18 protein-coding genes and 1 tRNA gene are annotated in these 23,715 nt (G+C 59.7%); 12 read left to right on the plus strand and 7 right to left on the minus strand.

Translation table 11 applies throughout. The features are described 5' to 3' along the window. Nucleotides 1-2: 2 nt before the first annotated feature. The 6 genes from HMPREF2849_RS01565 (at nucleotide 3) to HMPREF2849_RS01590 (ending at nucleotide 5,943) form a co-directional block, all read left to right on the plus strand. On the plus strand, nucleotides 3-1,463 hold the full coding sequence (locus HMPREF2849_RS01565) for a M1 family metallopeptidase (RefSeq protein ID WP_016421956.1): 1,461 nt from the start codon (nucleotides 3-5) through the stop codon (nucleotides 1,461-1,463). A gap of 18 nt (nucleotides 1,464-1,481) precedes the next feature. Further along, on the plus strand, nucleotides 1,482-2,867 hold the full coding sequence (locus HMPREF2849_RS01570; protein WP_016421955.1) for a polysaccharide biosynthesis protein: 1,386 nt from the start codon (nucleotides 1,482-1,484) through the stop codon (nucleotides 2,865-2,867). A 74-nt stretch (nucleotides 2,868-2,941) separates the two neighbouring features. Next, nucleotides 2,942-3,763, plus strand: coding sequence for a glycosyltransferase (locus HMPREF2849_RS01575; RefSeq protein WP_016421954.1), 822 nt, complete (start codon nucleotides 2,942-2,944; stop codon nucleotides 3,761-3,763). 23 nt (nucleotides 3,764-3,786) lie between these two features. Continuing rightward, on the plus strand, nucleotides 3,787-4,479 hold the full coding sequence (locus HMPREF2849_RS01580) for a glycosyltransferase family 2 protein (RefSeq protein WP_016421953.1): 693 nt from the start codon (nucleotides 3,787-3,789) through the stop codon (nucleotides 4,477-4,479). Next, nucleotides 4,476-4,898: a DUF2304 domain-containing protein gene (locus tag HMPREF2849_RS01585; protein ID WP_016421952.1), complete on the plus strand. Its 423-nt coding sequence runs from the start codon at nucleotides 4,476-4,478 to the stop codon at nucleotides 4,896-4,898. The genes HMPREF2849_RS01580 and HMPREF2849_RS01585 overlap by 4 nt, the downstream gene beginning before the upstream one ends. Nucleotides 4,899-4,947: 49 nt before the next feature. After that, the gene (locus HMPREF2849_RS01590; RefSeq protein WP_016421951.1) at nucleotides 4,948-5,943 is read left to right on the plus strand and encodes a DsbA family protein; all 996 of its coding nucleotides are present in this window, start codon (nucleotides 4,948-4,950) and stop codon (nucleotides 5,941-5,943) included. 61 nt (nucleotides 5,944-6,004) lie between these two features. On the opposite strand, the gene HMPREF2849_RS01595 is transcribed toward HMPREF2849_RS01590, so the two are convergent. Next, entirely contained in the window at nucleotides 6,005-6,970 is a 966-nt protein-coding gene (locus HMPREF2849_RS01595; RefSeq protein WP_038629306.1) for a GDP-mannose 4,6-dehydratase, read from the minus strand. 129 nt (nucleotides 6,971-7,099) lie between these two features. Beyond that, a complete protein-coding gene (locus tag HMPREF2849_RS01600) occupies nucleotides 7,100-8,389 on the minus strand; it encodes an MFS transporter (RefSeq protein ID WP_016421949.1) in 1,290 nt (429 codons plus the stop codon). Between the two features lie 751 nt (nucleotides 8,390-9,140). Between HMPREF2849_RS01600 and HMPREF2849_RS01605 the strand changes: the two genes are divergently transcribed. Both HMPREF2849_RS01605 and HMPREF2849_RS01610 read left to right on the plus strand, forming a co-directional pair. Then, nucleotides 9,141-10,484 carry an MFS transporter gene (locus HMPREF2849_RS01605; protein ID WP_016421948.1) on the plus strand — a complete coding sequence of 448 codons (1,344 nt, stop codon included), beginning with the start codon at nucleotides 9,141-9,143 and terminating at the stop codon, nucleotides 10,482-10,484. 215 nt (nucleotides 10,485-10,699) lie between these two features. Then, nucleotides 10,700-12,751, plus strand: coding sequence for an acyl-CoA dehydrogenase family protein (locus HMPREF2849_RS01610; RefSeq protein ID WP_016421947.1), 2,052 nt, complete (start codon nucleotides 10,700-10,702; stop codon nucleotides 12,749-12,751). 69 nt (nucleotides 12,752-12,820) lie between these two features. Here the strand turns inward: HMPREF2849_RS01610 and HMPREF2849_RS01615 are convergent, their stop codons facing one another. Then, the gene (locus HMPREF2849_RS01615; RefSeq protein WP_016421946.1) at nucleotides 12,821-13,792 is read right to left on the minus strand and encodes an N-acetylmuramoyl-L-alanine amidase; all 972 of its coding nucleotides are present in this window, start codon (nucleotides 13,790-13,792) and stop codon (nucleotides 12,821-12,823) included. Nucleotides 13,793-13,953: 161 nt separating this feature from the next. Then, nucleotides 13,954-14,535 (minus strand): TetR/AcrR family transcriptional regulator, encoded by a 582-nt coding sequence (locus HMPREF2849_RS01620; RefSeq protein WP_070862506.1) that lies wholly within the window; start codon nucleotides 14,533-14,535, stop codon nucleotides 13,954-13,956. A 93-nt stretch (nucleotides 14,536-14,628) separates the two neighbouring features. Here HMPREF2849_RS01620 and HMPREF2849_RS01625 point away from each other — a divergent pair, with 93 nt between their 5' ends. After that, complete coding sequence (locus tag HMPREF2849_RS01625; RefSeq protein WP_049180733.1) at nucleotides 14,629-15,597, plus strand: hypothetical protein; 969 nt, start codon at nucleotides 14,629-14,631, stop codon at nucleotides 15,595-15,597. A 38-nt stretch (nucleotides 15,598-15,635) separates the two neighbouring features. Here the strand turns inward: HMPREF2849_RS01625 and HMPREF2849_RS01630 are convergent. Both HMPREF2849_RS01630 and HMPREF2849_RS01635 read right to left on the minus strand, forming a co-directional pair. Continuing rightward, nucleotides 15,636-15,708, minus strand: a tRNA-Thr gene (locus tag HMPREF2849_RS01630). A gap of 134 nt (nucleotides 15,709-15,842) precedes the next feature. Further along, nucleotides 15,843-17,216: a DNA polymerase III subunit delta' gene (locus tag HMPREF2849_RS01635; protein WP_070546349.1), complete on the minus strand. Its 1,374-nt coding sequence runs from the start codon at nucleotides 17,214-17,216 to the stop codon at nucleotides 15,843-15,845. A gap of 82 nt (nucleotides 17,217-17,298) precedes the next feature. On the opposite strand from HMPREF2849_RS01635, the gene HMPREF2849_RS01640 reads away from it, so the two are divergent. Together HMPREF2849_RS01640 and HMPREF2849_RS01645 are read left to right on the plus strand one after the other, a co-directional pair. Next, nucleotides 17,299-18,825 (plus strand): adenylate/guanylate cyclase domain-containing protein, encoded by a 1,527-nt coding sequence (locus HMPREF2849_RS01640; RefSeq protein ID WP_070549776.1) that lies wholly within the window; start codon nucleotides 17,299-17,301, stop codon nucleotides 18,823-18,825. A gap of 65 nt (nucleotides 18,826-18,890) precedes the next feature. Then, entirely contained in the window at nucleotides 18,891-20,222 is a 1,332-nt protein-coding gene (locus HMPREF2849_RS01645; RefSeq protein WP_246822077.1) for a DUF418 domain-containing protein, read from the plus strand. 64 nt (nucleotides 20,223-20,286) lie between these two features. On the opposite strand, the gene topA is transcribed toward HMPREF2849_RS01645, so the two are convergent. Further along, nucleotides 20,287-23,259, minus strand: a complete 2,973-nt coding sequence (topA, locus tag HMPREF2849_RS01650; RefSeq protein ID WP_070862507.1) for a type I DNA topoisomerase — start codon at nucleotides 23,257-23,259, stop codon at nucleotides 20,287-20,289. A 237-nt stretch (nucleotides 23,260-23,496) separates the two neighbouring features. Between topA and HMPREF2849_RS11240 the strand changes: the two genes are divergently transcribed. Then, on the plus strand, nucleotides 23,497-23,679 hold the full coding sequence (locus tag HMPREF2849_RS11240; RefSeq protein ID WP_141765244.1) for a hypothetical protein: 183 nt from the start codon (nucleotides 23,497-23,499) through the stop codon (nucleotides 23,677-23,679). Nucleotides 23,680-23,715 lie beyond the last annotated feature (36 nt).

A 23,715-nucleotide genomic window follows, 5' to 3' on the forward strand; every position in this document is an offset into this window, starting at 1 on the left:
CCGTGAGTAGCGCTGATTTCACTAATCCTTATACCGGTATTGCGTTCAACCTGGGTTTCCGGGTGAACAAATACGAGCTGGACCTCGATTATCGGGTCGGGCCGAATCGTCTGAAGGCGACGGCGACTCTGCATATCGAAATCAATGCTTGGACCTCACACATCACGCTCGACTTTGCGGATGCGCTGGGGGTCGATTCGGTGGATGCGATTTCCGATTCGCAGGCACACTCAATCGATGTAAAGCGCTGGCGCCATTCGGGACGCAAGCTGCGCGTCACCTTTGACCGCGAGTTGGCTCCCGACGAGACGCTGCGGCTGATTGTGACTTACTCGGGCACGCCACGTCCGGTGCGCTCGAAGTGGGGCGAAATTGGCTGGGAGGAACTCGAAAACGGTGCACTCGTGGCATCGCAGCCGGTGGGCGCGGCGTCGTGGTACCCCTGCGATGACGATCCCGAGGTCAAGGCATTTTACGAGTTCACGATGGTCACCGACGCTCCCTACGAGGTCGTCGCACCAGGGCTTGCCGACGCTCCGGTGAACGTGGGCGGATCGCGCCGCCGCTGGCGGTTTGTCACCGAGGAGCCCATGGCCTCCTACTTGGCCACCATCAATGTCGGCCAGTTTAAGAAGGTCGAGCTGCCGTGCCAGACCTCGACCGTAGTGGCCTGGGTGCCCTCTGAGTTGGTGGCAAATGCCCGCCACGACTTCCGCGACCAGGGACGCATGCTCGATGAATTCGCCAAGCTCTTTGGCCCTTACCCCTTCCGTGCCTACCAGGTGGTCATTTGTGAAGACGACCTGGAGATCCCCATCGAGGCACAGGGTCTGTCCATCTTCGGAGCCAACCACGCCGACGGCAAGGACACGTGGAATCGACTGATTGCCCACGAGTTGTCGCACCAGTGGTTCGGCAACAGTGTCGGCATTTCGCAGTGGCGCGATATCTGGCTCAACGAGGGTTTTGCCTGCTATTCCGAGTGGGTGTGGTCCGAGGTCAGCGGCGGTGCCAGCGCGGATGTGCACGCCCGCAAGCACTACCTGGACCTGCTTGAAGATGATCAGGACATCGTCATCGCCAACCCAGGGCCCAAGCTGATGTTCGACGACCGTCTGTACAAGCGCGGCGCGCTGACTGTGCACGCTCTGCGTCTGCTGCTGGGCGACGAGGTGTTCTTCGACCTGGTGCACAAGTGGACCACCACCAACCGCCACAGTGTGGTCGATGCAGTGGACTTCCGCGCACTGGCCAACCGCGTATGCCGTGAGCGTGGCATCACCACCTCGCACCTGGATGTCATCTTTGACTCCTGGCTGTCACGCAGCTCCTTGCCGGACTTCCCCACCGACCCAACGCGTTCCCCTGCTGACCAGGGCATCGACGATAATGGTGCTCCAATCGTGGACGAGGAACTGGCCGCTCAGTTTGAAAAGCTCGGCTACTCGAAGGCCAAGGACTAGAGAGCTAGAGGCACGTCAATGTCCGGTTTCAAATGGTTGTCGCTGGCCACGATTGTCGCGGCGATAGGCAGCTTCGCGGTGCTGATTATCTCGGCCCGCGCACTTCCCAATGCGGTAAACCTGCAGTTCGTGGCGTTTTGGGGACTGTTCTTCGCGCTCACGGGTGTTCTCGGCGGGTTGATGCAGGAGACCACGCGCGCGATTGGTGCTGCGGAAGCGCGGAACCGGAAGCGGGAGCGGCCCCGTGAACAGACCCCAGAGCAGAAGCCGGAGCAGGAACAGGAGCAGACAGCTACCGAAACGGGTCAAACTCTCGGCGCTCGTCCCATCACGGTTTCGCTGGGCGTCGCCGCAGTTACTTTCATCACCATGGCAGTGACGGGTCCGCTGTGGGCCCCACTGGTCGTGCAGGATGACGCCGGCACTGCAATTCTGCTCATGGCCTCTGGCCTTGCTCTGTACTCGATGCAGGCCACCACCTCGGGTCTGCTCAGCGGCCGCCAGCTGTGGGGCCCCTACGCCGCCCTAATCATGATCGACATTCTCGTGCGCGTAGCACTGGCACTCGTCGCCTGGTACTTCGGCTGGGGTCTGCTGGCCTGGCTGATTATTACGGTGTTCGGGACAGTCAGTTGGCTTATTCTCGCGCTGTTTTCCTCGGCAACCCGCTCGGTCATGTTCGCGCGTGCCGACGTCCCGGTGCGCCGCTTCATCACTCTCATGGTCACGGCCATGGGCGCATCTGGCGCATCTGCTGTGCTGGTCACAGGTTTTCCGACAATCGTCAAGATTGCCGGCGAAGCGGTCACCACTGGCGCCGGGATAGCCGAGTCACTTACCCCGCCGCATGCCAACAACTTCACCGCAGCAGTGACCATTGCGGGAATCGCCTACGCCGTAACGCTGACCCGCGCTCCGCTGCTCATGCCCTTGGAGAAGTTCCAAAACGCCATCATTGTGAGCTTTGTCCGGCATCGCTCCGAGGGCGTGCTGGCAGCGCTGGCCAAGCCGTTGGGGGCGCTGGCTGCTTTCGGCACCTTCGGGGCGGGCCTGGCATGGCTCATCGGCCCGTGGATCATGACTCTCATCCTGGACGATAGCTATCACGTGTCCGGGCCGGTGCTCGCGGCGCTGACGCTCGGTGCGACGTTGACCGCCATGTTGATGATTACCGGCTCGGTCACCTTGGCAGTGGAGAAGCACCATATGTATCTGATCGGTTGGTTGGCTGCGACCACGATCGCCGTTGCCATTCTTTTCCTCCCTGGGCACCTGTCGGTACGCACGGTCGCCGCTATCGCCGTAGGCTCTGCAGTAGGTGTTGCCATTCACCTGCTTGCGCTGCGCACACTTTCCCCACGTGCTGCCAGGTCAGCCGTATCGGAGGCTTTTGCGGTGGAATAACACCACCCGCATCCGATGCCGTCCCAAAAAGCACCGTCCATATCTCCCTGCAACTCCCAAGGTTCGAGACTCACATGTCCACCATCACTGACCTCACGGTTCTCATGACCGTCTACCACCGCGTCGTCCCCGACCAGCTCGATACTGCGCTGCAGTCGCTGTGGAACCAGACGCGTCCGGCCGCGCACGTCATTGTGGTCATCGATGGCCCGATTGGGCAGGAACTCGACCGGGTCGTCGTCAAGCATGAGCAGGCGCATTCGGAGATGACCGTGCTGCGTTGTGCGGAAAATGGCGGCTCGGGAGTGGCTTCGCAGGCGGGTCTTCAGCTGGTGGAGACCCCATGGGTGGCGCGGCTGGATGCGGACGATATTGCGCGTGCGGACCGATTTGAAAAGCAGTGGGACACGCTGACCGCTGACCCGGAGTTGGATGTATTGGGCAGTGCAATGGCGGAGTTCGAGGGCACGCCGAACAATGTGGTGCGCGTGCGGACTCTGCCGCAGACGCACGCCGAAATTGCGCGTTATATCAAGATCAATTCGCCTGTAAATAACCCCTCCTCGATGCTGCGCACGGCGAAGGTGCGTGAGGTCGGCGGGTATCGCGACATCCGTCTGATGGAGGACTACGACCTCTGGGTGCGCCTCATGGCCGCTGGCGCGAAGTTTAAGAATCTGCCCGAGCCGCTGGTGTACTTCCGCGCCGACGGCATGTTCGAGCGGCGAACCTCGCGCGGCATCATCCGCGGTGAACGTCAGCTCCAGCGCACGCTGGTAGCTGAGGGGCTGATTTCCAGGCCGCGGGCGGTGTTTAACTTGGCGGTGCGGACACTTTTCCGACTTTTGCCAACTCAGCTCATGTCACGCGCGTATCGACGATTGTTTGTGCGGTAGGCTTCGGAGCGATGACTGACAACATGGATTTCTCGGACACCTGGCTGATTGTGCCGTGCTACAACGAGGGCCAGGTTATTCGTGAGGTTCTCGAGCACGCTCGCGAGACCTTCCCCAACATTGTCGCGGTCAACGACGGCTCTTCGGATAACTCCAGCCTGGAGATCCACAGGGCTGGCGCTCACCTGGTCAACCACCCTGTCAATTTGGGTCAAGGGGCGGCTATCCAGACCGGCGTGGAATACGCTCGCGCGCAGGCTGGCTCGAAGTACTTTGTCACCTTCGACGCCGATGGCCAGCACCAGGTCAAGGACGTAGTCGCCATGGTGCAGCGACTGCGCAGCGAACCAATCGACATCATTGTGGGGACCCGTTTCGGCCGCCCTCGCGCCGAAGATGACCAGGTGCCGCTGATTAAGCGAATTGTCCTCAAGACGGTGGTCATGTTGTCACCACGCACGCGCCGGCTCGGTCTTACCGACGCCCACAACGGCCTGCGCGCCTTCAACCGCACGGTGGCAGAGCAACTGAACCTGCGCATGAACGGTATGAGCCATGCCTCCGAATTTGTCGAGGTCATGGACAACAGAGGTTGGCGTACCGCTGAGCAGCCGGTGGATATCCTCTACACGGAATACTCCATGTCCAAAGGGCAATCCTTGTTCAACGGTGTCAATATCCTTGCCGACTCCCTGATTTCGAAGAGGCTGCCATGACCGCATCCATCGTTCAAATTATTTTGCTGCTGGCGATGGTGGGCCTGGTCGCTTACTTCGTCGCTAACCGTCGTAAAGCGCGCGCCAAGGCGGGCGTGAAACTGGGATTCGTCGTTTTCGTCATCGCGTGTCTGTGGGCAATCGTGCGTCCCGACGATCTGACCGTGGTGGCCAACTGGATTGGTGTGACCCGGGGCACCGATTTGCTGCTCTACGTACTGGTGTTGGCGTTCGTGTTTACCACGGTGTCGTCCTACATTCGCTTCCGCGAACAGGAGCTACGCTACGCACGACTGGCTCGTGCAGTGGCCTTGAAGACCGCTGTGCGTCCGGAAGAAGAAATTGTGATTTCGGGCAGCCAGAGCAGCAGCCAAAAAGACAGCGCGACAAACGTCGAGAACAACGCTCCGTCCGACTAGTCGGCACGCTAAGCGCATGTGAATCTGAGGCTGTGGTTCCATAGAAGCCATGAGCGAAGAAAATAAGGACAACATCGCCGCTGACCATAGCGGCGATTCGCAGCAGCCATCGGCCGATGAAGCACGTCAGGAGACACTGCAGGAACCCCAGCAGGCTTCTCAGCCGGTACCCACTGAGCAGGACTTGGAGTCCTGGTCTGCCGACAGTGATGGAAAAACCAAGTCGTGGTACTCGATTCCGAACGCCGCATGGGCGCTAGCTGTCGTCGCATTGATCGTTGTCGGCGCAGCGGGCTTCTTCGCTGGCTCGCGTTCGGCTAACTTCAACGGCGTGAGCACCGTCAACATGGCGGGCGTTGCACCAGGCAAGGGGGAAATTGCGCCTGTACCTGGCCCGAATGGCTCTTTCGACGCCAGCATCTACGGCCCAAAGGCGGGAGCGCAGCTAAAGTCCCCGGAGGATATGGACAATGTCCACCGCCGCAATGAAAATGATCCTTTTGCTCTCGGTGCAGTGGATGCGCCGGTCGTAATCTCAATCTACTCGGACTTCGAATGCCCGTTCTGCGCGAAGTTCGCAAACGAAACCGAGTCTGCCCTCGTGGAAAAGTACGTCAATGAGGGACTGGTCCGCCTGGAGTGGAACGATATGGCCATCAATGGTGAGAAGGCCATCAAGGACGCTGAGGCCGGCCGTGCCGCGGCAGCTCAGGGCAAGTTCTGGGAGTTCTCCCGTGCGCTGTTTAAGAAGGCCGGCGAAAAGGGCCAGGGCCACCCGGAGTTCACTGAAAAGGAACTGATTGCCGTCGCTCGTGAGGCCGGTGTGCCGGACATGAAGCGCTTTGAAAAGGAGCTTAAGGACGGCAAGTGGACCGAGGCGGTCGAGAATGCCACCCAGTTCGGTTCCATGCTGGGCATTTCCGGTACTCCGGGCTTCCTCGTTGGTACTCAGTTCGTCTCGGGCGCACAGCCTCTCGACGTGTTCGAGGACAATATCGAGCTGGCTCTCATCCACGCCAAGCGCGCGGAGGAAGCTGGCAAGTAACCTGGCTGACTCACGGCTAACCTACGCGGACGACTGCGCGAAGCCGCCCGCGTAAGCTGCGCTAGCCCTGATTCCGGAAGTACTCCACAGTACGAGCAACACCTTCCTGAATACTCATAGCTGGCTCCCAGCCGAGTACCTCACGCGCCCGCGTGGGATCCAACGCCGACCGCGCCACATCACCAGTGCGCGGCGGTGCAAACTCTGGATTATCCTCGGCATCCGCAGCCTGCGCCACCAACGAGTGCAGCTGCCGATCCGAGGTTTCTACGCCGGTGCCAATATTAAAGCGCATTCCACCACCGACCTCGCCGGATGCGCGGTAGAAAGCATCCACCACATCGTCGACATAGACATAGTCGCGGGTATTTCCTCCGTCACCGAATACCTTGGTTGGCTCTCCCGCCAGCAGTCGCTGGGCGAAAATAGCAACCACACCGGCCTCGCCGTGCGGATCCTGCCGCGGGCCGTACACATTCGCCGGCGCGATGTGCGAGCATTCGAGCCCGTAAAGATTGCGGAACATATTCAAGTACAGTTCGCCCGTTGCCTTTGAGGCGGCATAGGGGCTCATCGGATTGACCGGCACGTTTTCCGTCACCGGAAGCTCCTCCGGCGTGCCGTAGATGGAACCGCCCGAAGATGTAAACACAACCTTGCGGACACCGTGCTTTCGGGCCGCATCGGCAAGTTTGATTGTGCCAATGATGTTCAGCGTCGCATCTCGCACCGGGTCGGCCACGGAAATCCGAACATCAATCTGCGCTGCGAGGTGGAAAATAACCTCCGGGCCGCTTTGCTCGAGCAGCTCGTCCCAGTCCACCTCCAGCACATCGGCGGTTATGAACTCAAAGTCGTCGTTAAGCGATGCCTGCTGGAGGTTTTCCAGCTTTCCGTGGGAGAGATCGTCCAGCGCCGTGACCGCGTATCCTTCGGCCAGCAACCGGTCAACCAGCGTCGAACCGATAAATCCCGCACCGCCCGTCACCAGCGCGCGCGGTTTCGCGCTTGCCGACGATTCTGTCATCGCGGTGGCCGGTGATTCGTTCTTGTGCTTCTCCATAGGAAGAACTATAGGCGCTTAGTAAGGAAAACCGCTTATACGTGTGCCAACCTCACATTGACGGGGTTGATTAGTCTTCCGAGGAATGCGAGATTACTCAGCGCGCTGTGGCAGGTTGACAGTGGAATTGAAGAAAATAACCAAGCCCATCAAGATGGCGATGACCATACCGCCACCGAGCATGACCGGGTAGGTCATCCAGGAGATGGACTCGGAGAGCTTGGTCAGAATTGCCGGGAATGCGAAGCCGATGTAGGTCAGACAGTAGAAGATACCGGTCAGACCAGCCATATCGCGCGGGCCAGCGATGCGCTGTACCTCGTTGAGGCCGGTAAACATGGACAGACCGTAGCCGGCACCCAACACCAGCGCTGCAATGAACGCCGTCACTGCGGTGGGGTTGGTGGACATCCAGGCCGCCAAGCCCATACCGATAACCACAATGCCAATTGCGATTAGCGAACCGCGGGCGTTGTGCTCGGTCACAAAGCGGGGACCAATCTGCTGAATACCAAAACCGCAGAGCAGCGCAAACAGTGTGACCATCGCGGAGTAGAACACTGGCTGGGAGACGTGGTCCTGAAGCAGAGACGGAATGATTGCGTAGGCAACACCGGCTGCACCGAAGACCCACGGCGCTCCCATCGCGGCGACGAGCAGGAAGCGACGGTTAGTTACCGATGGGGTACGTAGAGACTCCCAGAGGGTCTCGCGCGGAGCATTACTGCCGCCCAGGTGCGGCGACTGGCGGGTCTCCGGCACGGCCAACAGACCGAAGATTGTCGGGATAGAAATCAGGATGTGGATGATATAAGCCAGCTGCCCCGGCAGCGGTGCGAACTGCGCCAGCGTGCCGGCAATTCCCGCACCCAGACCAAAGCCCAAGGTCAGCGCCATGGACTGACGCTTCGCACCCGAGGTTGACTTGGCCTTGGGGTCAAAGCGCGGATCAGAGAGCTCTTTTACCCACGAGCCGCCCACGGCCATGACAATGCCGACTGCCAAGCCAGAGATAAAGCGACCAGTGAGAATAAGCGGGGCGGTAGTCTCGCCCAACGCAATAAGAGTCGACCCCAGAATCGAGAGAACCGGCGCGGCGAGCATCACCGGCTTACGGCCGATACGGTCCGAGATTGGGCCGGAAATCAGCAGTGCCGGCGCGATACCGAGGGCGTAGACCAGCAATAGAAGGTCAATAAACACCGGCGCCAGGTCGGCATTTTCGCGGTACATCACCATCAGCGGCGTGAATTCGTTGCCACCCCACGCGACGGCGAAAACTGCAATTGCGGCAAGCAACCACAGCGGCGTGCCCTTATTGGATTTGGCCCTGCCGTGAGGTACCTCATTTTCATTGCCGTTAGTTCCTGCGTGAGAAGACATGTCGTTTACTTTACGACGGTCCCCAGCGCCTTACGCGCAATGGTGGAAATTGAGTTACGGGGGCTAACCACAAAAGATGTGTCGGGGTGGTTTCGGCGCTTGGCGCTACCACCGCCCCAAAATGCCCCTGAAACCTGGGGCCCACACCCCCGTCTCGGGGTGACTTGTTGCCAACCTTGTTTCCCTGCCCCATCCGGGGGCAGTGCCCTTTTCGACACTACATCGTTATTGTTCCGTTACTTCTTCTGTATCTTGAGCCACTTTTGCCACACCATTCACACAACTTCTGAATATATAATTACAAATTAGTTCAATGTGGGGGTAGTCGAACAGCCATAAAACGCAGATTTCCCCTATTTAAGACAATCTCGCACATAGACGGCCGCCAGGTCGCGCAAATCGATCCAGAAACAACCCGTCGTTAAGTAGTGCCCAACCCACCCCCTTTGCACACCCCCGAATCCGCCTTTTTCAGGCATGCGTATAAATAAATCGGTCACAAACAAAGGAAATCTACCGCCATTCACCGACCCCCATTACCCCCGTTGTTCACTTTTTGTCACCGCTCGCTGAAGTTCAAACGCTGGTCGCTACCGGTCTGGCTGTGTAAGAATTCGACACCGTCAAACAATCTGTCCATTCCCCAAACGCTGGCTGAGAAAAACCTGGGGCGATTTCTGCGCGACCGCTGAGATCACCAAGGTCCTCGATGGCCGTGCGGACGGGTATGTAAAGAAAGTCTTGTTTTTTTATGACTACTTCGATCATCGCGAATGATCCCAAGCAGCGCCGTCAGGTGCTCACGGGAACTCTCGTGGGTACGACCATCGAGTTTTATGACTTCCTGATTTACGCTCAGGCCGCAGCTATCGTGCTTGCTCCGCACTTCATCGAGCCTGCTGCACAGTCGAATCCACAGGTGGCCCAGGTCCTCGCTTGGGCAACCCTGGGTATTTCCTTCCTCTTCCGCCCGCTTGGCGCGATCGTCGCTGGCCATATCGGTGACCGTTACGGCCGCAAGATGATTCTGGTCTTCACCCTCATCGGCATGGGTGCGGCTACTTTCTGCATCGGCCTGCTACCGACCTATGAATCAATCGGCATCGCCGCACCTATCCTGCTGGTTCTCCTCCGTGTTTTCCAGGGTATTTCCGCTGGCGGTGAATGGGGCGGTGCAGCCCTGATGTCCGTGGAGTACGCACCGAAGGAAAAGCGCGGTCTCTACGGCGCATTCCCGCAGGCCGGTGTTCCGCTGGGTCTGACCCTCGCGACCGGCACCATGCTGATTGTTATGGCAATCGTCGGCGAGGAAGCCTACATGGACTGGGGCTGGCGTGTGCCGTTCCTGCTGTCCTTCATCTTGGTTCTGATCGGTTACATGATTCGCCGTTCCGTTGACGAGTCCCCGGTCTTCCAGGCTATGCAGACTGAGTCTGCCGAGCGTTCCGCTCCGCTGCCGGAGCTCTTCCGCAACCACTGGGGCAAGGTCATCCAGGGTGCTCTGATCTTCGCTGCTCAGCAGGCTACCGGTTACCTCGTGATCGCATTCTTCGGCGCTTACGCACAGAAGACACTGGGCTACCCCGCAACCGTCGCATGGACCGGTACTCTCGTCGCTGGTATTTGCTGGACCATCTTCATGTTCATCGCCGGTGCTTGGTCCGACCGCATCGGCCGCGCTAAGACCTTCATCATCGGCTACGTCGTGATTATGATTTGGGAGGCCGTCATGTGGAGCATCCTGGACCAGGGTCCGTTCCTGTACATCATGACCGTCGCAGTTCTCACCCTGCCACTGGCCCTGACCTTCGGCCCGCAGCCAGCCATGTACTCCGAGATGTTCCCGGCTGAGGTCCGCTACTCGGGCGCTTCCATCGCTTACGCCATCGGCGCCGTCCTCGGTGGCGCATTCGCTCCGATGATTGCCCAGATGATCATGGACGCCACCGGCAACCCGTTCTACATCTCCGTCTACCTGATGGCCATGGCTATCCCGGCACTGATTGCCCTGTTCCTGCTGCCGAAGGGTCTCGAAGACCGAGACCTGATCGAGCACCCGGAAACTAACCTCGACGAAGTTAAGTCGCGCGTCTAGTTCCCACAGCTAAGGGATCTGCCCCACCGAGGGTCTGATTACGCAAGCCGTCGTCAAGCATTGCACAACGCAGCATTTGCTTGACGACGGCTTTTGCGTTTCCACCTTCTTTTTCTCCCGATAACCCGCTTTCTCTTTCCTCGGTCCCGATTTCCTCATGAGTTTCTCAGTCGAAAGCGACTGACAAGCCCCAGATATCCCATTAACGTTGGGTTATGGCACAGAATTCTTCCAGCTCCACGCGAATCCCCCGCCGGCGCTCGACCGACGCTCCGAAGACACTCCCCTCCCGTCCGGAACCGGAAGTGGCACGCGCACTGCAAAAGGTCCTGGACGGCTATTTCCCCGAGGCGCGCGCTGATGTCCGCGCCCTTTTAGAAGACCCCACCCTGCGGCCCACCTCTGGGCTGACCGTGGAGGAGGCCAGGCAGCACACCACCGAGGCGTTGTCCAAGGTGCTTAAGACCGGCATGCCCTATGGTGCTTTCCGCACTGACCAGGGAGGCACAGGAGATACCGGCGGGACACTCTCCGGGATTGAAATGCTCGGCCACACCGACTTGTCGTTGATGGTGAAGTCCGGAGTGCAGTGGGGCCTTTTCGGCGGCGCTGTCAGCAATCTGGGGACTGAGCGTCACAGCGAGTTGGTGCGTGACCTCATTGAGCTGCGGGCTCTCGGCTGCTTTGCGATGACCGAACGCGGCCACGGCTCGGACGTGCAATCACTCGAAACCACGGCACATTACGACCCCGAGACGGAAGAATTCATCCTCAATTCGCCGACAGCTTCCTCTGAGAAATGGTTTTTGGGCAACGCCGCGCGCGATGGGCGCTGGGCTGCGGTTTTTTGCCAGCTCTACACACCAGGACAAGAAGAATCCCATGGTGTGCACTGCATTGTTGCCCGGATCCGCAATGATGACGGTTCGCCTGTCGACGGGGTTGCGATTGGCGACCACGGCACCAAAGGTGGCCTCTTGGGCGTGGACAACGGCACTCTCATGTTCGACCATTACCGCGTGCCGCGGGAGAACCTGCTTAACCGTTTCGCAGATGTCTCGGCCGCTGGCGAGTACAGCAGCGATATTGGCAGCCCCAATGCACGGTTTTTCACGATGCTCGGTGCCCTCGTGCGCGGCCGCGTGACAGTCGGTGCGGCCGCTGGTGCGGCAACCCGCACCGCACTGACCATCGGCACCAAGTACGCACACTTGCGGCGCCAATTTGCTCCCGACGATTCGCTGCCGGAAAAGAAACTCATTGAGCACCGCCAGCACCGAATCCGACTACTCCCCCGCATTGCGCGTTCGTACGGTCTGCAATTTGCCACCAACCTGCTGATCAAGCGGATTCACGACCTCGAAGCGGAAGGGCTGGACCGTGCGAATCTAACCCCGGAGCAGGCTCGCGATCTACGTGAAGCGGAGGCACATGCCGCCGCATTGAAGGTCGCCAACACCGCGCATGCCACCGATGCCATCCAGGAGATGCGTGAGGCCACCGGTGGAGCTGGCTACATGGCGGAGAACCTGTTGACCATTCTCAAAGAGGACTCTGACGTATTCACTACCTTTGAGGGCGACAACGTGGTGATGTTGCAGCTGGTCACCAAGGAACTTTTGGGTGGTTTTGCCCGGGAGGTACAGAGTTTTTCCAACCTGGAAATGGTGCGCTTCGGCCTCGACAATTTCAGTGGCATTTTGCGCCGTCGCACCGGTGCGGACGCCGTCGTTCAGAACCTCTTGGATGCGCTGACTGACGCTGATGAGTCCTCGCTCTTTGACCCCGCCAGCCAGATGCAATTGCTCATCGAGCGCGAGAATCGACTTCTCAAGTCCCTTGCTCGCAGGCTGCGCCCGGCGCGGAAACTGCCTGTGGAAAAGGCCGCGAAGCTGGTGGACAAGGTCCAGGACCACATGATTTCCTGCGCGTGGGCGCATATCGATCGCATGATTTTGGAAGCGTTCTTTGAAGCTGAATCCACACTCACAGATGAGCGCTCTCAAGAGGTGCTCGAGCAGGTTCGCGATGTGTTCTTCCTGTCGGTGGTCTGCGATAACGCCGGCTGGTTCTTGGAGCAGTCACTGCTCACCGGTACTCGCACCAAGGGCGCGCGGGCGGGCTTGGCCGATCTTGTTGATTCCCTTGGCCCCTGGTCTGAGGTGCTTGTCGACGCCTTCGGTGTCCCCAGCACCATGCTGGATATCCCCATGATGGAGCCTTACGACGCGATGACACCGAAAGCTAAGGCAAACCCGGCTAGTTAGCGTGTTGGCCGGTTGGCTGCTGTGGCGGTGACTGGTGTGAGGTAGCTACGGCCTGGATGCGCAGGTTGGCTACTGCGCCAAGAAACCTTCCAACCCAGCCACAGTGGCCTCTGCCAAGCGCTGACGGCCTTCGTTGGAGGTCAAGAGGGCAATGTCGCTGCTATCACGCATGTTGCCGTATTCGACCAGTGCCTTTGGTTTCGTCGATAGGTTGAGTCCGGTGAGGTCAGCGCGCGGATTCAGCCCCTGGCTACCGAGGTAGTTGGATGGAGCAAAACCGGCTGCGACAAAAGCATCGCGCAGCGCGGTTGCCAGCGCGGTAGATCCCTGCTCGTCATTATTGGCGAGCGGCTGCGAAATCGCAGACACATGGAATCCGCGGTTGCCCTCTCCAGCACCATCTGCGTGAAGGCTCACCACGGCATCGGCGTTGGAGGCATTTTCCTTCTCTGCACGGGCATCGATGCAATCTGCACGACCGGTGTCATCGACGCGGCTGAGCAGCACCTGAGCACCGCGCTGTTCGAGCAGCTGCTTAATTTCCTGCGCCATCAGCCAATTGAACTCATGCTCCGGGAAGCCGTCATTGGAAGCGGTACCGGAGGTATTACATGGCTTCTGGCCACCGCGGCCGTCAGTGACCATCATGTCCGCTGGTGGTGGGGTGCCGGCGTGTCCCGGGTCGAGGTAGATGACCTTGCCGGCTACAGCGCTGGAGCCGTCGGCACGCGAAGTAGCGCGATTAGCTTGCTGTTGTTGTGCATCGCCAGAAGCGACTGCGTCGGGGTTAGCAGAATCAGACATTGCAGACTCCTCATTCGGCGGAGTGGGGTTCGGCATCTGCATAGCCTCTTCTTCAGCTGCCAACGACGTTTGCGTTTCTGTCGACGCAGCTTGCTGAGCGCTTCCTGCTTTGGAAGCCTCCGTGTCGATGGTGCAAGCTACAAGACCGGCTGGCAAAATTGCCGCAGCCACCAAAGCCACAGCTAGTCGTCTTGCTGATCGCTGCACTGCTAGTCCCTGGTGTCCGGGCTGCCGCATAGTGCGTTCTCCTAGTTTCCGCGTACCTGCTATGTGCTGAGTAACAGTAGCAAACACTCGATTGAGAGTCGCCGGCTCCGAGATTTCCTCCCCCTTCGTTTCGGGGAATCACCGCACGTCGGGACGTGTGCAGGATTTTTCAGGACTTATCACCGAGGGGTTTAGTGATTCCCCTTCGCCTGTGCTGCCAAACCCGTAAGCACTAAGTCCACAAGCTTTTCTTGCACACCGGGAAAGTACTGCTCGACCGCTGCAGAGTTAGGAAGGGGACGCGACACCACAGCGAGCCCAAGGTGGAAATCAAGCGGTGCAACGTCCTCCGGGCATAGCCCAGCTGCTTTTGCCTTATCCAGCAGTCGCGTATAGCTCTGACGCAACTCCGTCATTCGCTTTTCGATAATGCCATCAATCTTTTTCGCCTCGCTCCCCAAACTGGTATTGAGATCGCTGAATAATGCCTGGGCAAGTGCCGCAACACTTAATTTCGCGATCGCGTGGACTGCTTCGTGCCAAGCGCCGTCCGGATCGTCGTCAAACTGAGCTACGGCTGCCTCAGTAACCCTGTCGATATCAGCTGCAACACGAGCACTGACTGCGCCGAGAAGCTCAATCCTGCTGGGAAAGTGCCTGCTTGCCGTAGCTAAACCGACACCGGCCTCCCTGGCAATCGCACGCATGGATACACCGGCTCCTTGCTCTATCAAGAGTTTTCGCGCTGCTTCCACGATGGCATCACTGTTCATCACTGCATCTTGTCTCACACTCGCATCCTAACAAACGGAACACTATGCTCCACTTTGTAAGTGAAACACTCTGCTCCAGTTAGGAGATAGGCCATGTCAACAGCTACGACTGAGACGAAAAAAGCCTCACCCGCCCCCAAAGCAGTAGCCGTGATCTTCGGTATTCCGCTCGTCATCGGGCTCATGCTCTTCGCGTTCCTGGCACCGACATTTGCCTCCGGCCCGAAGGATGTCCCCATTGCGCTGACTGCCCCCGCCCCAATGTCCGAACAAATCACCCAAGCCATCGAGCACAAAGCTGGCGACAATGCTCCTGACATCCAGGTGATGGACACTCCTGATGCCGTACGCGAGTCAATCCTCAATCGCGAAACTGTTGGCGGCATCGTCATTTCCCCGACGGGCGCTACCGCCTACACCGCTTCAGGCAACGGCGCACCTTACTCGCAGCTTATCGACGGCATTGCGACGACCCTCGAGTCTCAAAACATCCCTGTAGAGCGGGAGGATTTGGCTCCAACCACCCAGGATGACCCACAAGCTTCCGGTGTCGCGCTCCTCGGCTTGCCGCTGGCTTTCGGCGGTATCATTTCAGCAGTTATAGCCACCTTCCTTTTCCGCGGTAAGAAGTGGACGAAACTGAGCGTCCTCACTGGCATCGCAGTCTTCGGGGCTCTCGTGGCAACGTGGATGCTCCACTCTGTCTACGGCACGCTTTCGGGCAGCTTCGGCATGGAATGGCTGGCAATTTCTCTGGGAATCCTGGCTACCTCAATGCTTACCGCCGGGCTCGCGGCCATTATTGGCACTCCCGGTGTGGGCATCGGCGCCATTTTGACGATTTTCTTGGCGAACCCGCTCTCTGGACTGTCCACCGGCCCCTGGCTGCTTCCGGCCGGTTGGTCCACCCTTGGCCAGTGGATGCCCATTGGGGCGACTGGCTACCTAGTCAGGTCACTGTCATTTTTCGATGGCAACGGTGCTGGGGCAGCGTGGTGGGTTCTCATCGTCTGGGTTGCCGCTGGATTTGCTCTACTCATGTTTGATCGTTCCAAAAAATAAAAAACGGGACCCCTTTAAAAGGATCCCGTTTCACACCGAGCCGCCTGCGAGAATCGAACTCGCGACCTTCTCATTACGAGTGAGACGCTCTACCGACTGAGCTAAGGCGGCACGCACATTGCGCCGAGCTTTCAAGCAAGCAGAAATAACCCTGCACAAAATGTACAAGCGGTAATACTACTGCACTGCCCCCATCGCTACCAAAATGGAGCCTACAGGCCGCTAAATTGGGAGCTTCTCCCGGATTACCTGCGGCCAACCTGCCCTGCAATCTGCAATTTAGCCATCAATTCATCCATCAAGACCGTCAACTTCACTGCAGTCACGAGCATGCCGCGCACCTCGGTGACAGCATCAATGGAGGCCAATATCGCCTCCGGCGGAAGGCGTCGGGCTAGCTCCGTGGCTGTCCGACGACGGTCTGGATTTATGAGGTAGACCGCGCCATCGCCAAACTCAGAACCAGCACCAAAGCCCGAATCCCCCGAAGCAGTCTCACCACCACGTTCCGCCCCAAACGCCAGCACCAGGGCGTCACGGTAAAGCCCCATAATGTCGGTCAACGACAGGTCGATCAGATCTGACTCCGCGCGCCTGCGCCGCCGCTTCTGATTTTCCTCCAGCTCCTTGATAACCCCCTTAGAGCCGCGCAGTGCCGCCTGCGCACCCTTGCCGGACGCACCTACGCCCAGTGAGCGCTCGAGGTTCTCCAGCTCCTCAGCCTCTAGTGGCTCCATCCGCCGCTTCACCTCGCCAGCCACTTCGTTGGCTAACTCTCGCGCCGCCAAATACGACTTCGCCGGGTCGAACACGGCCTCTACGAAATCCAGGGCCTTGCCCCGCCAGGCACGCGAGCCCTCATCGGAGACAAAGCCACGCGCACGCCCAATGTGACCGTTGGACACCGTCGCGGCCCAGACCGCTTGCTCGTCGGTAAGCTCTGGCCGCTCGGCGCGCAGGAGGTTTGTGACGTCGTCGATATGCGGCGTCGGCACATAGACGTGGCGGCAGCGCGAACGGAGCGTAACGGAGAAATCCTCCGCGTTCGTCGTTGGTGCGCACATGATGATGACGGTGCGCAGCGGCGGTTCTTCCACCACCTTGAGCAGCGCATTTGAGGCGGATTCGTTGAGGCGGTCGGCGTCTTCGATGATTAGCACGCGACAATCCGCCGTTGTGGGCATCTTGTAGGCCCAGGGCCGCAGCTCGTCCCTCACCGTCGCCACGGAAATGATGGTGCCCTCCGGGCGCACAATCTTGATATCGCCATGTGTTCCCGCCAGCGCCGTCCGGCAGCCCTCGCACTCGCCGCATCCGGGGTTGTCATGCCGCGTGCACAGCAGCGCCGCCGCAAACGCCGTCGCCGTCACCGACCGCCCCGACCCCGCAGGTCCCGTGAACAGCCAGGCGTGCGTCATGTCCGAGTCGCGTGGCACATCGCTTAACGACGACCCCGCGTCCCCACCTTCCGGCGAAACCTCCACCCCATCGCCTGCCAGCGGTTGACCGTTGGCAAAGCGATAATGCGCAGCGCGCACAGCAGCCTGCAGCCGCTGGCGAACCCCACCGGTTTCGGGCATACGAGAAAACACGCTGCGCTCTGTCATCGGCTCTGTCATGGCCACAACTCTAGCGCGCCCCACGAGACTCTTGTGAGGTAACTACTCCCTGCAATCCGGGGTTGCCACTAAGGTAGTAATCATGCAACGGCTCTGGCGAAATCTGAAATGGCTAAGCGGGACAATGTGGCCTGCTTATGCCTCATTTATCTTCGTCTGCAACCTTGTCGGAGCCATGATTGTCGGCTTGTTCCTCGGCATGCTGTTGCCACTGAACCAAGAAACTCACCTGCCGCGGTTGGCTAATGGGGTCATCTATGCCCTGGCTGGTTACCTGGTTCTGGCAATTATTGCGGGAATCGGCACTACTTGGATCCTGTTCAAGCCGCTGTTGAAATGGCAGCGTCATCCAGAGCTGCACGATCCGCGGCGGGTGCGCTATCTGGTCATGCGCGTGCCTGTCTATCAGGCACTCTTGGGTACCGTCATCTGGTCTCTGGGCGTGATTGTCTTCAGTGGAGTCGCGTTCGCCTATGACAGCAAGATTGGCCTGATGGTGCTGCTCACCTCGGTGCTCGGTGGCGCCATGGTGGCACTGTTGACCTATCTAATTGCGGAGCGCATGGTGCGTCCGGTTGCTGTGGAGGCGCTGGCGCGTAGGGCCCCGGATTCTTCGCTGGAGCCACCGATTGGCCACCGCCTGCGCCAGACGTGGGTGTTGACCAGCGGTGTTCCAGTGGTAGCAATCCTGCTTGTGCTGATAGGTCAGCGCCGTGGTCTATTCACAGATGACGCGGCAGATTTGCTGCCCACCATCACCGCGCTGGCAATTCTGGCTCTGATTACCGGCTATTTCGGCACGATGTTGGCCACTATGTCCATCGTCGACCCGATTCGTGATCTCACGGGTGCGATTAACAAGGTCCGCCAGGGCCAGGTGGATACGCGCGTGCCTATTTACGACGGCTCCGAGATGGGCGTTCTCCAGGCGGGTTTCAATGAAATGATGCGTGGCCTGCAGGAGCGTCAGCGGGTCCGTGACCTCTTCGGCCGCTATGTCGGGTCTGAGGTCGCCCGTAAGGCTCTGGAAGAAAAGCCGACTTTGGGCGGCGAGAATCGCCTCGTCGCGGTGCTGTTTGTGGACGTGATTGGTTCGACCAACTTCGCGGAGAAGAACTCGCCAGAAGTCGTTGTCCGTGAGCTCAATGCCTTCTTCGACCACGTTGTTGACTGTGTGCACCGCAATAAGGGCATTATCAACAAGTTCCAGGGTGACGCGGCTCTGGCTGTCTTCGGCGCTCCCCTGCCCCTCGATGACACTGCTGGGCACGCCCTCACAGCCGCCCGTGAACTGCGCGAGGAACTGCTCGACCTCCAGCTCACCGCGGGTATCGGCGTCTCCGCCGGTCATGTCGTCGCCGGCCACATCGGTGCTCGTGACCGTTTTGAATACACGGTTATTGGTGACGCGGTTAACCAGGCTGCCCGTCTGACTGAGTTGGCTAAGGACACCCCGGGCCGCGTGCTCGCTACAGCTTCCACTATCCGCCTGGCCAACGAGGACGAGCAGGCTCGCTGGACCACTCTGAAGTCTGTGGAGCTGCGCGGCCGTACGCACATGACGCAGCTTGCGCGCCCGGTGCGCCCGACGCTTGCCGACGAGGCCTAGGGGGCAGCGGACTCGTCGGTCTCGCCAACCTGCGTACCCTCCCACAAATCCTTTACGTTGGAGGAATGACTGACAGCCGCTCCAGCTCTAGCACCAACCCCAGACCTCGCATGCTCGTCCCCGACGCTGCGCGCGGATTCGCTCTTCTCGGCATCGCTATCGCAAACATTGCCACTGCCTGGCTGGTTGCAAGCCCCGAGCTGCCCGGAGCATTCTTCGGCGGCGTCATAAACGACAGCATCGCCGACAAGGCCACCGTGCTTTTTACCGCTGTGACCGCACACAATCGCGGGCTGCCGATGTTCGCAACGCTGCTCGGTTTCGGTGTCGGACTCATTGTCCGCAGTTTGGCCAGGAGGAACTTTCCACGGTCGCGGGCGCGAGTGGTCGTCGTAAAGCGTTATGCGTTCCTGGGGCTGTTCGGCATCGCGCACATGCTGTTTCTGTTCTTTGGCGACATCATGTTTCTCTACGGCATCTGCGGCATCATCCTGGGGCTGCTTATGGGGCTTAGCAACAAAGTGCTGACTATCCTCGCATGGATTGCGCTGACAGTTAATGCGGTATTGAGCCTGCTGTTTTTGGTTTTCACAATTGCGATGCCCGACGTCGGGTTGGACGGTTCCGACATGACCGAGCTCGTCAACGGCGGTGCGATTGAAACAAGTTACCTGGATATGCTCGCCGCGAATCTCGAGGCCCTGACAATGAGCATCACTACTCTGCCGCTACAGCTGTTCCTCTACCTGCCGGTGATGATGATTGGCTTCGTGTGGGCGCGCAAAGGCGTGCTTGACGACGTTGACGCGCACCGTCCCCTGCTTATTCGGTGGCTCGTGGTGGCCGTGATTGTCGCCTTCGGTGTCGGTATCCCTATGGGGTTGGCAGCGATTGGAGTTCTTCCAGCCGGACAGCACATGATCTACCTAACAATCAACAGTTTTGCCGGAGTGTTCGCCGGTCCTGGCATCTTAGCCGGGCTGGCGTTGGCGCTGCAGCCGCTCCAGCGACGCCTGAACGAGGGCACCGCTGTGCCTGGTTGGCTGGTGCCGATTGTGGCGCTCGGCAAGCGTTCGATGACGGGCTACCTGATGCAGTCCATCATCTTCTTTGTGCTGGTGTACCCGTTTATGCTGAACATCCCGCGCGACATGGGCGCGTTCGTGCAAACCCTCATCGCTGTGGGTGTCTGGTTGGTGACCCTGTTGGCCGCGTGGGCAATGGAGCGACGCGGCATGCAGGGGCCGTTTGAGAAGGTGCATCGCCGGCTGTCGTACGGGCCGACGATGCGTGCGGAGTTGGCCGGAGTGGGAGGCCCCAAGCCTGCTCCGCAAGGGGCACTGGTCTCAGCGGGTGCGCCGGGTGCGCCGGGTGCGGCGGACGCGGCGGGCGCTTAAGGCGCGGCGGCAGCTTAAGTGCTCTGCACCCAGTTAGCCCCTGCCGCGGCTAACGGTCAATGCGCTACTTGCCCTTACGCGTTGCCTTCACCACTCGCTTGGTGGTGCGCTTGACCGTCTTCTTAGCGGTCTTTTTTGAGGTCTTCTTCGCAGCCTTCTTCGCGGTCTTGCGAGTCGACTTCTTCGCAGCCTTCTTAGTGCCACCGTTTGCGGCTTCCTTCGCGCGGCGCTCAGACAGCAGCTCGCAGGCGCGGGCATCGGTCAGGGTCTCAGGCGTATCCCCCTTGCGCAGCGAAGCATTGGTGACGCCATCGGTGACGTACGGACCGAAGCGGCCATCCTTCACCGACATCGGGCGACCGGAGACATCGTTGTCGCCCAGCTGCTTCAGCGGCGGCTTCGCAGCAGCACGACCGCGGCGCTTCGGCTCAGCGTAGATACGACGAGCCTCGTCTAATGTCACGGTGAAAATCTGCTCTTCGTTAGCCAGTGAACGCGAGTCCGTGCCCTTCTTCAGGTACGGGCCGTAACGGCCATTCTGAGCAGTAATAACCTCGTTATCGACCGGGTCGACACCGACCTCACGCGGCAGGCTCATCAGCTTCAGAGCCTCTTCCAACGTGACCGTCGACGGCTCCATGGAGGAAAACAGCGAGGCCGTCTTCGGCTTCAGAGTTTCCTCGATAATTTCCGCGGTGCGCTTTTCCTTCTGCTTGGCAGCGGTCTTGGTTTCCCAGTTCTTCTTTCGCTTGCCCTCGGCAGCGCGCTGAGCGTCCTCTTCGGCGCGCTCAGCTGCGATGATCTCCTCAGCCTTGGCTACGACACCTTCGCGCTCTTCATCGGTGACCAGCTCGGTGACGTAGGGACCGTAGCGGCCATCGCGAGCAACAATCATGCGACCATTGGCCGGGTTAATGCCCAGTTCACGGCCACCCTGCGGCATGGCCAGCAGCTTCTCGGCGGCGGCCAGATCCAGCTCGTCCGGAGTCATGGCCTCCGGGATGTTGGCGCGCTGCACCTCGTCGGCACCGTTTTCACCGGCACCCGGGCGCGTGCGCTCCAGGTACGGCCCATAGCGGCCAACGCGAACGATGATTGGGTTACCCTCGGCATCGTCGAGAAGGTGGAGCGAATTGACCTTCCGAGCATCAATCGATTCCAAGTTCACGTCGATGATGTTCTTCAGGCCACCATGGGTCGCAATGGCGTCGGCTCCCTTGTGGCGGTGATCCTTGTCATCGCCGAAGTAGAAACCGGTCAGCCAGGTCGTGCGATCCTTATTGCCCGCAGCAATGCCGTCGAGCTCATCCTCCAGCTCGGAGGTGAAGTCGTAGTTGACCAGATCGGAGAACGCTTCCTCCATCAGCCCCACCACGGCAAAGGCCACCCACGAGGGCACCAGAGCGTTGCCGCGGGAGTAGACGTAGCCGCGATCCTGAATGGTCTTGATAATCGACGCGTAGGTCGACGGACGCCCAATTCCCAGGTCCTCCATCTTCTTCACCAAGCTGGCCTCGGTGAAGCGCGCAGGCGGGTTGGTGGAGTGGCTGTCGGCACTGAAGTCCGTGGCCGTCAGGCCCTGGCCTTCCGTCAACTGTGGCAGACGCTTCTCGGCGTTGTCGGCGACCTTGCGACCGTCGGAAAGCGCGGAGACCTCGACGTATGCCTTGAGGAAGCCCGGGAAACGAATCGTGCGTCCGGTGGAGGCGAACTCGACGGCGTGCGTGTCGGTGGCACCGGCGATAGTGACCTTCATGGACGTGCCGCGTGCGTCGGCCATCTGCGAGGCGACGGTGCGCTGCCAGATCAGTTCGTAGAGTTTGAACTCCTCGGCATCCAGTGAGCCAGCCAGCTGACCTGGCGTTGCGAACGTCTCGCCAGCCGGACGAATCGCCTCGTGCGCCTCCTGCGAGTTCTTCACCTTGCGCGAGTACTGGCGCGGCGCATCGGCGACGTATTCCGAGCCGTAGAGCTCCAGCGCCTGCTTACGCGCGGCGTCGATGCCGGCCTTGGACAGCGTCGTGGAGTCGGTACGCATGTAGGTAATGTGACCGTTTTCGTACAGACGCTGCGCCACACGCATCGTGCGCTCAGAGGTGTAATGCAGCTTTCGGCCCGCCTCCTGCTGCAGCGTGGACGTCATAAACGGCGGGTACGGCCGGCGGGTGTACGGCTTCTCCTCCACCGACGCGACCTTGAGCTCAGAGCCCGCGAGGTCCGCCGCCAGAGTTTCGGCGAGCTGCTTATCGACGACCCGAATGCCCTCAGACTTCTTCAGCTGGCCACGGTCATCGAAGTCCCGGCCCTGCGCTACGCGCTGACCATCAACGCTGGTCAGGGTTGCGACAAATTCCTTCGGCTGGTTGGCATCAGCAGAAGCCGAACCGGTGTCCAAAGTTGCGGCGACATCCCAGTACTCAGCGGAGATAAACGCCATGCGCTCGCGCTCACGCTCGACGATGACCCGCGTTGCCACCGACTGCACACGACCTGCCGACAGGCGCGGCATGACCTTCTTCCACAGCACCGGGGAGACCTCGTAGCCGTAAAGACGGTCGAGGATACGGCGACCTTCCTGGGCATCAACCAGGTTCTGGTCCAGCTCACGAGTGTTGGCCGCGGCCTCCAAGATGGCCTGCTTGGTGATCTCATGGAACACCATGCGGCGCACCGGCACCTTGGGCTTCAGAACCTCCAGCAAGTGCCAGGCAATAGCCTCGCCCTCACGGTCGGGGTCAGTTGCGAGATAGAGTTCGTCGACTTCCTTGAGCTTGGCCTTCAGGTCAGCGACTTTCTTCTTCTTATCAACGCTGACGACATACAACGGAGCGAATCCGTTGTCGACATTCACACCCAGACGAGCCCAGGGCTCCTTCTTGTAACGAGCCGGAACGTCGGCTGCGCCACGGGGCAAGTCGCGAATGTGGCCCACCGACGCCTCCACGATGTAATCATCGCCGAGATACGGCTGAATCTTGCGAGCTTTCGTCGCCGACTCGACAATTACAAGGCGCTTGAGGCCGTCTGAATTCGCCATAGAAGTTTTTCTATCCTGCAACGTTGAATGTTTTTGACTGTTTAGATTCTTGTTTTCGTTTAAATCTTGGGGTTCTTGGCCGGACTCTGGCTGGGCTTCAGCTGTGAGAGGCCCGCAATCGGTTCCAACCGGTTCCGATCAGTGCAAATCAGTTCCCGGCCGCGTTCTCCCCGGAAGATTATCTGGAAAGAATATGAAGAATATAAGGAATACCGTACACACAATCTAGTTTGTCGCGTGGATTCCTCAAGTATCGGGCGGATTTTGGGTGTGACTGAAGGGGCTGCTGTGGGGGATCCCCGGTGGCCGGCAGTTGCCGACCCGACGACTGCTGTGCGGCTGGCCATGATCATCCCCGTGGCTGTCAGTGGCTGGTCACAACAGGCCGCAGCGGGCGCAGCCGCCGCAGCGGCCGCGTGATCGCGGGCTGCAAATGTGAAACTGTATGAGTTTATG

Source organism: Corynebacterium sp. HMSC073B01, from assembly GCF_001838255.1.
Lineage (GTDB): Bacteria > Actinomycetota > Actinomycetes > Mycobacteriales > Mycobacteriaceae > Corynebacterium > Corynebacterium jeikeium_D.